The 14,519-nt window shown below is 73.9% G+C and carries 8 protein-coding genes; 6 read left to right on the top strand and 2 right to left on the bottom strand.

The window, feature by feature from the left end:
- Nucleotides 1–111 precede the first annotated feature (111 nt).
- Complete coding sequence (locus ABD358_RS12340) at nucleotides 112–3,006, bottom strand: glycoside hydrolase family 3 C-terminal domain-containing protein (RefSeq protein ID WP_344630990.1); 2,895 nt, start codon at nucleotides 3,004–3,006, stop codon at nucleotides 112–114.
- A 318-nt stretch (nucleotides 3,007–3,324) separates the two neighbouring features.
- Here ABD358_RS12340 and ABD358_RS12335 point away from each other — a divergent pair, with 318 nt between their 5' ends.
- From ABD358_RS12335 to ABD358_RS12310, 6 genes are all read left to right on the top strand, one after another.
- Nucleotides 3,325–4,989: an extracellular solute-binding protein gene (locus tag ABD358_RS12335; protein ID WP_344630989.1), complete on the top strand. Its 1,665-nt coding sequence runs from the start codon at nucleotides 3,325–3,327 to the stop codon at nucleotides 4,987–4,989.
- An 82-nt stretch (nucleotides 4,990–5,071) separates the two neighbouring features.
- Nucleotides 5,072–6,193: an ABC transporter permease gene (locus tag ABD358_RS12330; RefSeq protein WP_344630988.1), complete on the top strand. Its 1,122-nt coding sequence runs from the start codon at nucleotides 5,072–5,074 to the stop codon at nucleotides 6,191–6,193.
- A 44-nt stretch (nucleotides 6,194–6,237) separates the two neighbouring features.
- On the top strand, nucleotides 6,238–7,119 hold the full coding sequence (locus tag ABD358_RS12325; protein ID WP_344631094.1) for a carbohydrate ABC transporter permease: 882 nt from the start codon (nucleotides 6,238–6,240) through the stop codon (nucleotides 7,117–7,119).
- A gap of 57 nt (nucleotides 7,120–7,176) precedes the next feature.
- On the top strand, nucleotides 7,177–9,420 hold the full coding sequence (locus ABD358_RS12320; protein WP_344630987.1) for a 1,4-beta-glucanase: 2,244 nt from the start codon (nucleotides 7,177–7,179) through the stop codon (nucleotides 9,418–9,420).
- Nucleotides 9,417–11,483 carry a beta-galactosidase gene (locus tag ABD358_RS12315; protein ID WP_344630986.1) on the top strand — a complete coding sequence of 689 codons (2,067 nt, stop codon included), beginning with the start codon at nucleotides 9,417–9,419 and terminating at the stop codon, nucleotides 11,481–11,483. The genes ABD358_RS12320 and ABD358_RS12315 overlap by 4 nt, the downstream gene beginning before the upstream one ends.
- A 47-nt stretch (nucleotides 11,484–11,530) precedes the next feature.
- The gene (locus tag ABD358_RS12310; RefSeq protein WP_344630985.1) at nucleotides 11,531–12,364 is read left to right on the top strand and encodes a GH12 family glycosyl hydrolase domain-containing protein; all 834 of its coding nucleotides are present in this window, start codon (nucleotides 11,531–11,533) and stop codon (nucleotides 12,362–12,364) included.
- 94 nt (nucleotides 12,365–12,458) lie between these two features.
- Here ABD358_RS12310 and ABD358_RS12305 read toward each other — a convergent pair whose 3' ends face one another.
- On the bottom strand, nucleotides 12,459–14,507 hold the full coding sequence (locus ABD358_RS12305) for a glycoside hydrolase family 31 protein (protein WP_344630984.1): 2,049 nt from the start codon (nucleotides 14,505–14,507) through the stop codon (nucleotides 12,459–12,461).
- Nucleotides 14,508–14,519: the final 12 nt, after the last annotated feature.

Below are 14,519 nucleotides of genomic sequence, written 5' to 3'. Positions count from 1 at the left end.
CCGGGGCCCCGCGGCGTCCGTGCGGCGCCGTGACGGCGGGGAGTGCGCGGAACCGCCGCGGTCCGGCCCCCGAAGGAGCACGGGCCGGACCGCGGCGCGGCCCGTCCGGCGTCAGGTCGCCTCGGCGGTCGGGCCGCCGCCGAAGCCCAGACGGGCCAGTCTCAGGGGGCCGTGCAGGGTGACGCGCAGGTCGTGGACGCCCGTGGGCGGATCGGGCAGGGCGGCCCGCACGGTGGTGTAGGCGTAGCGGTCGCCGGTGGAGGGAACGGTGAGCGAGGCCAGGACGCGTCCGCCGGCCAGGCGGAGGACGACCTCGGCCGCGCCCGGCTCCTCGCGGGCGGCCGTCACGGCGACGCCGGCCGGACCGTCCCCGAAGTCGCAGGCGTGGAAGGCCAGTTCGCCCGGCTCCGGTCCGGTCGGGGCGACCGCGTCGCCGCGCTCCCGGCTCAGGTCCACCAGGTGGGTGCCCCGCTGCTCGTCCCAGTCGGCGGCCCGGACGCTCGTCACCGGGCGCGGGGCGGGCGGTTCGCCGTCGACGCGGACGGACGCCGTGGCGCGGATGTCGGCGCTGGAGGCGCCGACGTCGACGCCGTAGACGCCCGGGGCCACCGTCCAGCGGCGGTGGGCCACGTCCCAGAAGCCGAGCGCCCCGGCGAGCGGGACGGCGAACTCCACCTCGTGCGAGGCGCCGGGCGCCAGGCGGATCCGCCGGTGGGCGGCCAGGGCGCGGTGCGGGCGGGGGAGGGCGCGGCCGGCGACGTCCTCGGCGCGGACGTAGAGCTGGACGACCTCGTCGCCCCCGGTCCGGCCGGTGTTGGTCACCGTGCAGCGGGCGGTCAGCGTCTCGCCGTCGTGGGAGACCGACAGGGCGCCGTAGGAGAAGGACGTGTACGACAGCCCGTGCCCGAAGGGGTACAGCGGCGTGCCGTCGAAGTACAGGTACGTGGTGCGGGCGCCGATGATGTCGTAGTCGAGCAGGCCGGGCAGGTCGGCGTCGGAGGCGTACCAGGTCTGCGGCAGCCGTCCGCCGGGCGAGACGTCGCCGGCCAGCACGGCGGCCAGGGCCTGCCCGGCCGCCTGGCCGCCGTGGGCCGTCCACAGCAGGGCGGGCAGGGCGGCGTGGGCGTCGGCCACCGCGTACGGGTAGGCCGAGGCGAGGACCAGCGCGGTGCGCGGGTTGGCGGCGCGGGCCGCGCGCCAGAGCCGGTCCTGGTGCGGGGGCAGGGCGAGGGTGGTGCGGTCCTCGGTCTCCCGCCCGTTGATGTGCGGGTCGTTGCCCGCGACGACGACCACCACGTCGGCGTCCGCGGCGGCGGCGGCCACCGCGTCCTCGCCGCGTTCGACGGTCTCCACGGTGAACACCGTGCCTTCTTCGCCGTCCCCGGCAACCTTGACGCCGTCCGCGGCCACCTTCAGGTAGCGGTCCGTCCCCCGGTGCCTCAGGAGGTGTCCCCCGCCGTGCGGTCGGAGTTCGAAGGTCTCCTGCACCACCCAGCCGCCCGGCTGCTCGGCCGAGGCCCGTACGAAGCCGTCGTCGGCCACCGACAGGTAGCGTCCGCACGCCGCGCGGAGGGTCAGCACCCCGCCGCCCCAGTCCACCAGGGCGAACTCGCCCGCCTCGCCGGGGGCGGCGGAGGCCACCAGCGGCGGCAGGTCGGTGCGGCCCCGCAGCAGGGCCGGGTCCAGGGCTCCGGCCGCCGCCGGGTCGCCGGCCTCCCCGGGACCGGCCTCGGGCACGGTCAGCAGACCGCCGGAGCAGCGCAGCCGCACCCGGTCGGCGCCCTCGGCGTACGTCACGCGGCCGGCGCCGAACCGCTCGCGCAGGCCGTCCAGCGGGGTGGAGCGGCGCAGGAGGGCGCCGCTGTACCAGTCGAGCTTGCACTCGTCGGCCAGCAGGCCGACGACCGCCACCTGCGCGCCCTCCGGCAGCGGCAGCAGTCCGTCGTTCTTCAGCAGCACGATCGCCTGCTCGGCGGCCTCGCGGGCCAGTTCCCGGTGCCCGGGGGTGTCGAACGCGGCGTCGGCGGCGTCCTCGCCCCCCTCGGGCTCCGGGTCGAACTCGCCCAGGGCGCAGCGCATCGCCAACAGCCGCCGTACCGCCGTGTCGACGTCGGCGGGCTTGATCAGGCCGTGCTCCAGCGCGCCGCGCACCCGGGCGGTGATGGCCGAGGAGTCCTCGCCGTGGTCGGTGAAGCTGTCCACGCCCGCGCGCAGGGCGGCGGCGGTGGCCTCCTCGTGGGTGTCGAAGTACGCCTGGGAGCCGGCGAGGTTGCTGGGCGCGCCCGCGTCCGAGCACACCACCAGGTCGTGGTCGCACCAGGTGCGCAGGTGCTCGGCGAGCAGCGGGGAGAGGTGGTTGGGACGGCCGTTGACCAGGTTGTAGGCGGGCATCACCCCGGCCACCGAGCCCGCCTCCACCGGGCCGCGGAACGCGGGGAGCTCGTACTCGTGCAGCACCCGCGGCGGCACCGACGCCGAGGAGGTGTCGCGGTCGGTCTCGTTGTTGTGCGCCAGCCAGTGCTTGAGCACCGGGGCGGTGCGCCAGCGGGTGGGGTGGTCGCCGCGCAGGCCGCGGGTGTAGGCGGTGGCGATCGCCGCGGTCAGGTGCGGGTCCTCGGCATAGCCCTCCTCGTTGCGGCCCCACAGCGGGTGGCGCAGCAGGTTGACCGTGGGCGACCAGACGTTCAGCCCCACCCGCGGATCGCGCGCCCGCATCGCGCGGACCTCGCGTCCGACGGCCTCGCCGACGCGGCGGACCAGCTCGTCGTTCCAGGTGGCCCCCAGCCCCACCGCCTGGGGGAAGACGGTCGCCGGCCCCATCCAGGCCACACCGTGCAGGGCCTCCTGGCCGGTGCGGAAGGCCGCCACGCCCAGCCGCTCCACCGCGGGGGCGAACTGGTGGAGCATCGCGACGCGCTCGTCGGGCGTGAGCCGCCCCAGCAGGTCCTCGGCGCGTTCGCGGACCGGGAGCCCCGGGTCGCGGAAGGGCGGCTGATCGGTACTCACGGACAGGTCCCCTCCGGGTGGGTGTGCGCGACGAAGGACGCCACGGCAGTTCACGATTCGAAGCGCTTCGATGCTGAAGTGGCGGAGGGGCGAGTGTCAAGGCACCGGACCGCAACAACCGCCTTCTGGCGCGAACTTGCTGGGACGAGAGGAGGTCCAGGCACTTTGACGTTTCTTCGCCCCGACCCTTGCGCGGTATGACCCCCACACTTAATCTCGGCGCAATATCGAAGCGCTTCGACCAATCTGCCTGACCGGCGGGACGCAGCCAGCCGTCCCGTTCGTCCCGCCGACGCGCCGCCATGAAGGGTTGCCACCATGTCCCAGACCCACAGCCCGAGCCGGAGAACGTTCCTCGCCTCCACGGCCGTCGCCGCCGCCGTGGCCGGCGGTGCGCCGCTGCTGTCGGCGTGCTCCTCCGGGGGCGAGGGCAGCAAGGAGGGCACGACGACGAAGAAGGAGGCGGAGAAGATCCTCCCGGCCTACAGGGCCTCGGACGTCGTCGAGCCGGACATCCCCAGCGAGAACGGCTCCCGCCCCGGCTTCACCGGCAAGGCGGAGCCCTACGGGAAGCTGCCGGCCTCGGTCCCCGAGAAGATGGGCAAGGGCGGCAGGGTCACCATCATGAGCCCGCTGTGGGGCACCCCGCCGAAGAAGGACTGCGCCTACTACCGGGCCGTCGACGAGGCCATCGGCGTGCACGTCGACTGGCGGACCCAGGACGGCAACACCTACGGGGAGAAGCTCGGCGCGGTGCTCGCCTCCAGCGGCATCCCCGACATGGTGGTGATCCCCAGCTGGGAGATGCAGGGCAAGATCCCCAGCGCCATCGACAGCCGCTTCGCCGACCTCGGGCCCCACCTGTCGGGCGACAAGGTCGGGAAGTACCCCAACCTCGCCGCCATCCCCACCGCCGCCTGGCAGATGTCCATCTTCGGCGGGAAGCTGAAGGGCCTGCCCATCCCGTCGGGCGCCGTCGACATCGTCATCCCCTACTACCGCCAGGACGTCTTCGAGGACAAGGGCTGGGAAGTCCCCGCCAGCGCCCAGGAGTTCATGGACCTCGCCAAGGAGATCACCGCCCCCAGGGCCAAGGTGTGGGCCTGCGAGGACATGAAGTGGACGGCGTTCAACGTCTTCGGAGTGCTGCCGGACAAGCCGTACTGCTGGGAGCGGCAGGGCGAGAAGCTGGTCCACCGCATCGAGACCGACAACTACCTCGAAGCGCTGGAGTGGACCCGCAAGCTCTACGCCGCCGGGGTCGTCCACCCCGACGCCATGGCCGTGCGCGGCGACGCCGGCACCCGGTTCACCGCCGGCCAGTCGATGATCATCAACGACGGCAACGCCAAGTGGTACGGCTGGACCTTCGAGCAGAGCGGCAAGAACCCCGGCTTCCGCGTCTCGGGCATGGACATCTTCGGCCACGACGGGGGCGACCCGCAGCTGTACTTCGCCAACCCGGCCGGCATCTGGGCGTTCATCAACAGGAAGGCCTCCCGGGAGACGATCGAGGAGTGCCTGGCCATCGCCAACTTCGCCGCCGCCCCCTACGGCACGAAGGAGAACCGCCTGGTCCGGTACGGCGTCGAGGGCACCCACTACACGCTCAAGGACGGCGTGCCCACCAAGACCGAGCAGGGCGTCACCGAGGTCCAGGACACCTACTTCTTCACCGCCAGCGCCGAGGCCGTCGCCGCCTTCCCCGACCACCCGCACGTGGTGGAGGACTGGTGCGGCTGGCAGCAGCGGATGGGCGCGTTCATGAAGAAGCCGCTGCTGTACGGCATGCAGGTCCGCGAACCCAACCGGTGGGCCAACCTCGGCGACCAGTTCGAGGACCTGGAGGACGACGTCGTGCGCGGCCGCAAGAAGGTCTCCGACATGCAGCAGGCCGTCGAGGACTGGCGCAAGGCCGGCGGCGACGAACTGCGCGACTGGTACCGGAAGCTGATCGACGAGGCCGGCGAGTCCGCCGCCTGACCCACCCGAGCACCCAGGCAACCGGCCCGGCGCGGCGTCCCGCGCCGGGCCGGGGCGGAACGAGGCTGACGAGGAGAGACCCGTGTCCCACAGCACGGCCCCGGGCGAGGCACCGGCCGGAGGCGACGGCCCCACCGGCATGACCCCGGCGCCCCACATCGCACCGGTCGCACCGGCCGACTCGCCGACGGCGGACGGAACCCCGCCGGACGGCGGCCCGCCGCGCGGACGGCGCACGGGCCGGAAGGGGGCCAAGGCGTCCGCGCCGCCCGGCGGCATCACCTGGCGGCACCGGCTGCGCCGCGACCGCGCCCTGGTCCTGATGACCCTCCCCGCCCTGCTGCTGGTGCTGGTCTTCGCCTACGTCCCGCTGCTGGGGAACGCCGTCGCCTTCAAGGAGTTCGACCCCTACATCGGGGAGTCGTTCTTCGAGAGCTTCGAGCTGAGCCCCTGGATCGGTGCGGAGAACTTCCAGCGGATGTGGGAGGACTCCTACTTCTGGGCGGCCGTCGAGAACACCCTGCTGATCTTCCTCATCCAGCTGGTGTTCTTCTTCCCCGTCCCCATCCTGCTGGCCCTGCTGATCAACAGCATCATCAGCCCGAGGGTGCGGGCCTGGGCACAGGGCGTCCTGTACCTGCCGCACTTCTTCTCCTGGGTGCTGGTCATCACCGTCTTCCAGCAGATCCTCGGCGGCGCCGGGCTCATCGCCCAGACCATGCGCGAGCAGGGCTGGGGCGACGGGTTCGACCTGATGACCGACCCCGGCTTCTTCAAGTTCCTCATCACCCTCCAGGCGATCTGGAAGGACGCCGGCTGGGGCATCATCGTCTTCCTCGCCGCCCTGGCCGCGGTCAACCCCGACCTGTACGAGGCCGCCGCCGTGGACGGCGCGGGCCGGTGGCGGCGGATGTGGCACGTCACCCTGCCCGCCCTGCGCCCGGTGATCGCGCTGCTGCTGGTGCTGCGCGTCGGCGACGCCCTCACCGTCGGCTTCGAGCAGATCCTGCTCCAGCGCCCGGCGGTGGGCACCGGCGCCGCCGAGGTCCTGGACACCTACGTGTGGAACGTCGGCCTGGAGAACGGCGACTTCGGCTACGCCGCGGCCGTCGGCATCGTCAAGGGCGTCTTCGGACTGCTCCTGGTGCTGGCCGCGAACAAGACCGCCCATCTGCTGGGCGAGCAGGGGGTGTACAAGAAGTGAGCGTCCTGACCGAGGACCGCGAACAGGAGGGCGCGGGCGCCCGGATGCGCCCGGCCTGGGAGGAACCGCCCAGCCCCGTCGGCCTCGCCGCCAAGGGCGCGGTGCTGGCCGCCGCCTGCCTGGCGATCCTCTTCCCGCTGTGGATCGTGGTCGTCACCAGCCTGTCGTCGGCCGAGACGATCCGCGAGGCGGGCGGCCTGGTGATGGTGCCCGACGGAATCACCTTCGAGGCGTACCGCGAACTGCTCAGCGGCGGCCAGGTCACCCGGGCGACGGCCGTCAGCGTCTGCGTCACCGTCGTCGGCACGGTGTTCAGCATGACCGTCTCGGTGCTGTGCGCCTACGGCCTCTCCCGCCCCGGTTCCTTCGGCCACCGGCCGATGCTGATGACGCTGCTGGCCACCATGTTCTTCGGCGCCGGACTGATCCCCACCTACCTGCTGGTGCAGGCCCTCGGCCTGATCGACTCCTACGCGTCGCTGATCCTGCCCAGCGCGGTGAGCGTGTTCAACATCCTGGTGCTGCGCGGATTCTTCATGAACACCGCGCCGGAGCTGATCGACAGCGCCCGCATCGACGGCGCGGGGGAGTTCCGCATCCTGTGGAAGATCGTGATGCCGCTCTCCAGGCCCGTGCTGGCGGTGATCTCGCTGTTCTACGCGGTCGGCTACTGGAGCGCCTGGTTCAACGCCTCCATCTACCTCAACGACCAGAGCAAGATGCCGCTCCAGGTCGTGCTCAACCAGATCGTCCTCAAGGGGGAGCGGCCGACGGGGATGTCGCAGGTCATCAACACCGGGCAGATCCACACCCTGTCGGTGCAGATGGCGGTCATGGTGCTGGCCCTGGTGCCGGTCGCCGTGCTCTCGCCCTTCGTCCAGAAGCACTTCAAGAAGGGCATGCTCATCGGCGCCGTCAAGGGCTGACCCGGCGCGCCCGCCCCCCATCCCTCCCCCGTCCCCCAGGCAGCGAGGTCCACCCCCATGACACACCGTCCCCAGGCCGAGGGCGCCCCCGCGACGAGGCGCTCCGTGCTGCGCGGCACCGCCGCCGCGGCGGTCACCGCCGCGGCGGGCGCGCCGGCGGCGACGGCCGCGCAGTCCGCCGGCACCGCACCCGCCCGGCCGCCCGCGGGGGGCGCGAAGGAGCAGCCCTACCGCTGGCGGAGCGTCGCCATGGGCGGCACCGGCTTCGTCCCCGGCATCCTGTTCCACCCCCGCGTCCGCGGACTGGTCTACGCCCGCACCGACATCGGCGGCGCCTACCGCTGGGACGACCGCCGCGCCCGCTGGACCCCGCTGACCGACCACATCGGCTGGGACGACTGGAACCTGCTGGGCGTGGAGGCCGTCGCCGTCGACCCCGCCCACCCCGACCGCCTCTACCTCGCGCTCGGCACCTACGCCCAGCCCTGGGCGTCCAACGGGGCCGTCCTGCGCTCGGACGACCGGGGCACCACCTGGCGCCGCGCCGACCTGCCCGTCAAACTCGGCGCCAACGAGGACGGCCGGGGCACCGGCGAACGCCTCCTGGTCGACCCCCGCGACAGCGGCACCCTGTGGCTGGGCACCCGCCACGACGGGCTGTGGCGCTCCACCGACCGGGGCGCCACCTGGGAGCGCGACCCCTCCTTCCCCGCCGAACCGGACCCCTCCGGTCAGGGCGTCACCGCCCTGGCCGCCGCCGGACGCACCCTCTACGCCGGCTGGGGCGACGGCGGCGGGACGGGCCCCGCCCTGTACCGCACCACCGCGGGCGGCGGCTGGGAGGCCGTGCCCGGGCAGCCCGCCGGTTCCGCCACCGCCGTACCCCAGCGCCTGGCGTACGCCCACGGCGCCCTGTACGTCACCTACGCCGACGCCCCCGGCCCCAACGGGCAGACCGACGGCGCGGTCCACCGGCTCACCGTCGCCACCGGCGAGTGGCGGGACGTCACACCGGTCCGCCCCGGCGGCGACGACACCTTCGGCTACGCCGGACTCGCCGTCTCCCCCCGCCGGCCCGGCACCGTAGTGGTCTCCACCAACAACCGCTGGGCGAAGGTCGACACCGTCTTCCGCTCCACCGACGGCGGCGCCACCTGGACCTCGCTGCGCGAGCGGGCCGTCCTGGACGTCTCCGAGACGCCGTACCTCGCCTGGGGCGAGGAGCGCCCGAAGTTCGGCTGGTGGATCCAGGCCCTCGCCCTCGACCCGTACGACGACGAGCACATCCTGTTCGGCACCGGCGCCACGGTCTACGGCACCAGCGACCTGACGCACTGGGCCCCGCGGATCCGGGGCCTGGAGGAGGCGTCGGTGCGCAAACTGGTCAGCCCGCCCACCGGCCGCGCCCACCTGCTCTCCGCCGTCGGCGACATCGGCGGCTTCCACCACGACACCCTCACCGCCTCGCCCGCCCGGGGCTTCTACACCGATCCCGTCTTCGGCACCGCCACCGGCCTGGACCTGGCCCCGCTGAAGCCCTCCCACGTCGTGCGCACCGGCTGGGGCGACCGGGGCAACGGCGCCCTCTCCCGCGACGGGGGACGCACCTGGGAGCCCTTCGCCTCCCAGCCGCCCATCGCGAAGGACGCGCCCGGCCCGATCGCGATCACCGCCGACGCCGGGGCGCTGATCTGGTCCTTCGTCCACTGGGACGGCACGCCCCACCCCGGCTGGCGCTCGGAGGACGACGGCGCCACCTGGACCGGGATCCCCACCTTCCCCGCCGGCGCCACCCCGCTCGCCGACCCCCTCGACCCCCGGGCGGTCTACGCGTACGACACGGCCGGCGGCACCGTCGCCGTCTCCCGCGACGCCGGCCGCACCTTCGCCACCGCCGCCCGCGGGCTGCCCGCCGGGGACCGGGAGTACCAGCTCGCCGCCACCCCAGGACGCACCGGAGAACTGTGGCTGTCGGCCAAGGACCGCGGACTGTTCCGCTCCGCCGACGGCGGCCGCACCTTCACCCGCGACACGGGGATCGCCGCCTCCCACACCCTCGGCTTCGGCAGGGCCGCCCCGGGCCGCCGCCACCCGGCCGTCTACCACGTCGCCCGGCTCCACGGCTCGGACCTGACCGCCGTGTACCGCTCCGACGACGGCGGCCGCACCTGGACCCGCATCAACGACGACGCCCACCAGTGGGGCTGGACCGGCCAGACGATCACCGGCGACCCGCGCCGGTACGGCCGCGTCTACCTCGGCACCAACGGCCGCGGCGTGCAGTACGGAGACCCCCGGTGACGCCCTCGCCCAGGCCCTCTCCCAAGTCCTCTCCCAGGCCCTCCCTGAACGACGTCGCCCGCGGACGCCTGCTGTACGGCGGCGACTACAACCCCGAGCAGTGGCCCGAGTCCGTCTGGCACGAGGACGTGGCGCTGATGCGCGAGGCCGGGGTGAACCTCGTCACCGTCGGCGTCTTCTCCTGGGCCCGGCTCGAACCCAGACCCGGCGCCCGCGACTTCGGCTGGCTGGACCGCGTCCTGGACCTGCTCCACGAGAACGGGATCGGCGTCTGCCTGGCCACCCCCACCGCCTCCCCGCCGCCCTGGATGGGCGCCCGCCACCCCGAGACCCTGCCGCGCGACGAGACGGGCGCGACCGTCTGGTACGGGTCGCGCAACCACTTCTGCGCCTCCTCGCCCGTCTACCGCGAGCACGCCCTGCGCATCGCCGCCGACCTCGCCGACCGCTACGGCGCCCACCCCGCGCTGCGGCTGTGGCACGTGAACAACGAGTACGGCACCTCCTGCTGGTGCGACGAGACGGCCCGCCACTTCCGCCGCTGGCTGCGGCGGCGGTACGGCGGCCTGGACGCGCTCAACGACGCCTGGGGCACGGCCTTCTGGAGCCAGCGCTACGACGACTGGGAGGAGATCGTCCCGCCCCGCCGGGCCCAGTACCTGCCCAACCCCGCCCAGACGCTGGACTTCCGCCGCTTCACCAGCGACGCCCTGCTGGAGTGCTTCACCGCCGAACGCGACGTGCTGGCGGAGCGCACCCCGCGCATCCCCGTCACCACCAACTTCATGCCGCTGTTCGCGGGCCAGGACGGCTGGGCCTGGGCGGAGCGGGAGGACGTGGTCTCCGTCGACCTCTACCCCGACCCCGCCGCCCCGGACGGCCCCGACGGAGCCGCGCTGGGCGCGCTGGTGCAGGACCTCACCCGCTCCCAGGCGGGCGGCCCCTGGCTGCTGATGGAGCAGGCCGCCGGCGCCGTCAACTGGCGCGGCGTCAACCACCCCAAGCCCGAGGGGCTGATGCGGCTGTGGTCGCTGCAGGCCGTGGCGCGCGGCGCGGACGGGATCTGCTTCTTCCAGTGGCGCCAGTCCCGGCAGGGCAGCGAGAAGTTCCACTCCGCGATGCTCCCCCACGCCGGGAGGCGCGGCCGCACCTTCCGGCAGGTCCGCGAACTGGGCGCCGAACTGGGCGCGCTGGAGGAGGTCACGGGCGCCCCCGTCCCCGCGGGGGCCGTCGTCCTGCACGACTGGAACGCCTGGTGGGCCACCCTCCAGCAGGGCCGCCCGTCGAACCGCCTGACCTACGAAGAACCCCTGCGCACCTGGCACCGCGCCCTGTGGGAACTCCATCTGACCTGCGACTTCGCCCACCCCGAGGCGGAGTTGGGCGCCTACCGGCTCGTCGCCGTGCCCCACCTGTACCTGCTCACCGACGCGGCCCTGGACAACCTCGCCGCCTACGTCCGCGGCGGCGGCACCCTGGTGTGCGGCTTCTTCACGGGGGTCGCCGACGCCGACGACCGGATCCGCGAGGGCGGCATGGACGCCCGGCTGCGCGAGGTGCTGGGCATCGACCTGGTCCACGAGTGGTGGCCGATGGGCGAGGACGAGGTCCAGCACCTCACACCCGTCTCCGTCACCGCCGCCGGCGCCGCCGCCCGCCTGTGGCGCGAGGACCTGGAGACCTCCGGCGCCGAGACCGTGGTCTCCTACCGGGGCGGCGAACTCGACGGACGCCCCGCCGTCACCCGCCACTCCTTCGGCGCCGGCACCGCCTGGTACCTGAGCACCCTCCCCGACCCCGGCACGCTGCGGGCCCTGCTGGGCCGCGCGGCCGGCGAGGCGGGCGTACGGCCTCCCCTTCCCGGCCTGCCCGCGGGAGTGGAGGCCGTACGCCGCGGCGGGCTGCTGTTCGTCCTCAACCACCGCCGCGAGCCGGCCGCCGTCCCCCTGAACGCCCCGGCGACCGACCTGCTCACCGGGCGGCGGTACGAGCGGAACGTCCCGCTCGGCCGCCACGGCGCCGCCGTCCTGCGCGAGGACCCGCCCGCGCGGGACGGCCGCTGACACCGGACCCCACCAGATCCCCATCCCCCACGACGAAGGGATCCCCCGTGAACGACCGAACCCCCCGCACCCGCCGGCGCCGCTCCCGCACCGGCACCCGGACCGCCACGGCCGTCGCCGCGGCGCTGGCCGTGGCGGCGTCCCTCACGGCCACCTCCACAGCCTCCACAGCCTCCGCCGCGCCGGCGGCGCCCGCGGCGAGCACCTGCGAGGCCTTCGGGACGATCCCGATGGGCAAGTACTACGTGAACAACAACCTCTGGGGCCAGAACTCCGGCCAGGGCCGGCAGTGCGCCTGGGACACCTACCGCAGCGGCGACACCGTCGGCTGGGGCACCGAGTGGGAGTGGTCCGGGGCGCAGCACGAGGTGAAGTCCTTCACCAGCACCGTCCTGGGCTGGCACTGGGGCTGGCAGTCCGACGCCACCGAACTGCCGGTGCGCCTGTCCGCGAACAGGCCCGTGGTCACCTCGTGGGACTACACGGTCAGCGCCAACCCCGGGACGATGAACGTCGCCTACGACCTGTGGCTCCACGACAAGGCCGCCGAGGACTGGGAGGACCAGCCCACCGACGAGGTGATGATCTGGACCTACCGCTCCGGCGGCGCGGGCCCGCTGGGGCAGAAGACCGGCACCGTGACCGTCGGCGGCGCCACCTGGGACCTCTACCAGGGCGACATCGGCTGGAAGGTCCACTCCTTCGTGCGGACCTCCAACACCACCTCCGTCGACCTGGACCTCAACGCCTTCCTGCGGGAGCTCCAGCGGCGCGGCTCGCTCGCCTCCACCAAGTACCTCTCCAGCGTCCAGGCGGGCACCGAGGTCTTCGCCGGCAAGGGCCGCCTCGACACCACGGCCTACTCGGTGGACGTCCGCTGACGGGACGCCCCGCGACCGCGGGGACGCCGACGGCGCCGGCGGGATCCGATCCCGCCGGCGCCGTCCGCGCGCCGCCGTGCCGCCGGGTGCGCCGTCAGCCCTCCCGGACGGGCAGCTCGGCACCGTCCCGCAGGAACAGCGGGATCCGCTCCAGCGGAGCCGGCACGGTGACGGACCCGCCGCCGGGGTACGTCTCGCCCGTCCAGGCGTCCGTCCACTCCGCGCCCGCCGGGAGGCGGACGGCGCGCTCCCGGGCGCCCATCTCCAGCACGGGCGCCACCAGCAGGTCGGGGCCCAGCAGGAAGGCGTCGGCGACGTCCCAGGCGCCGGGGTCGCCGGGGAACTCCAGGAACAGCGGCCGCATCGGCGGCAGCCCCTCGGTGTGGGCGGTGCGCATCTGCTCCAGCAGGTAGGGCTTGAGGCGCTCGCGCAGCCGCAGGTAGGAGGCCATGATCTCCCCGGCCTCCGCGCCGTAGGACCACACCTCGTTGGGGCCGCCCGTCATCTCGGGGCCGAGCGGCATCCCGGGCTCGCGGAAGCCGTGCAGCCGCATCAGCGGGGAGAACGCGCCGAACTGGAACCAGCGCACCATCACCTCGCGGTACGCCGGGTCGTCCGGGTCGCCGCCGTGGAAGCCCCCGATGTCGGTGTTCCACCAGGGGATGCCCGACAGCGCGGTGTTGAGCCCCGCCGCGAGCTGGCGGCGCAAGGTGGCGAAGTCGGTGCCGATGTCGCCGGACCACAGGGCCGCGCCGTAGCGCTGGGAGCCCGCCCACGCCGAGCGGTTGAGCGTGATGATCTCCGTCTCGCCCTCGGCGGCCAGGCCGTCGTGGATGGTGCGGGCGTTCTCACGGGGGTAGAGGTTGGCCACCTCCAGGCCGGGGCCGGCGTGGTAGCGCAGGTTGGCGGAGAAGCCCGGCTTGAGCTCCGGCTCCCCGGCGTCCAGCCAGAAGGCCGTGATGCCGTGCGCCACGTAGTTCTCCCGGATGCGGGACCACACGAAGTCGCGGGCGCCGGGGTTGGTGGCGTCGTAGAAGGCGACCTGGACCGGCTCGGCGACGCCCTTGTCCGGCCAGTCGGCGTGTGCCAGCGGACCGTACTCGGTGCCGATGAACAGCCCCTGGTGCTCCATCGTCCGGTGGTTCTCGCTCAGCGGCGAGACCGAGGGCCACACCGAGACCACCAGCTTGACGCCCAGCTCCTCCAGCTCCCGGACCATCGCGGCCGGATCGGGCCACTCGGCGGGGTCGAACTTCCACTCGCCCAGGTGCGTCCAGTGGAAGAAGTCGCAGACGATCGCCGAGATCGGCAGGTCTCGCTTGCGGTACTCGCGGGCCACCGACAGCAGTTCCTCCTGGGTGCGGTAGCGCAGCTTGCACTGCCAGAAGCCGGCCGCCCACTCCGGCAGCATCGGGGTGCGGCCGGTGGCGGCGGAGTAGCGGCGCTGGGCGTCGGCCGGGGCCCCGGCGGTGATCCAGTAGTCGATCTGGCGGGCGGAGTCGGCGACCCAGCGGGTGCCGTTGTGCGCCAGCTCCACCCGGCCGACGGCCGGGTTGTTCCACAGCAGGGTGTAGCCGCGGGACGAGGTGAGGACGGGGATGGACACCTCGGCGTTGCGCTGGACGAGGTCGATCACCGTGCCCTTCTGGTCCAGCAGGCCGTGCTGGTGCTGGCCCAGCCCGTACAGCCGCTCGCCCTCGTACGCCGCGAAGCGCTGCTCCAGGCGGTGGTAGCCGTTGCCGGTGGCGGTGTGGAGCCGGGAGCCGGGCCACCAGAAGTGGGCGCGGTCCTCCGCCAGCAGTTCGGAGCCGTCGTCGGTGCGCAGGAAGCGGACCATGCCGTCGGCGCTGACGACGGCGGTGACGGCGCCGGAGGTCACCAGGGCGTATCCGTCCTCGACGCGGATCTCGGCCCCCTCGGCGGGCGGCGGCTCCTCCAGCAGCGCGCCCGGCAGCCCGTCGAGGACGGGGCCGCCCAGCCGGGCCCGGACCCGGACGGCGTCCGGGCCCCAGGGCTCCAGGCGGAGGGTCTCCTGCCGCCCGCTCCACTCCAGCGCGCCGTCGCGCGTCCGGAAGGTGCCGTGGGTGGGGGAGGGCTGGGCCAGGGACGACGGCGGGGGGGAGAAGAGGGCGGGTGTGGACACAGTGCTCCTGGG

The sequence above is a fragment of the Streptomyces glaucosporus genome, assembly GCF_039533345.1.
Lineage (GTDB): Bacteria > Actinomycetota > Actinomycetes > Streptomycetales > Streptomycetaceae > Streptomyces > Streptomyces glaucosporus.
This window is presented reverse-complemented; position numbering and strand designations above follow the sequence as displayed.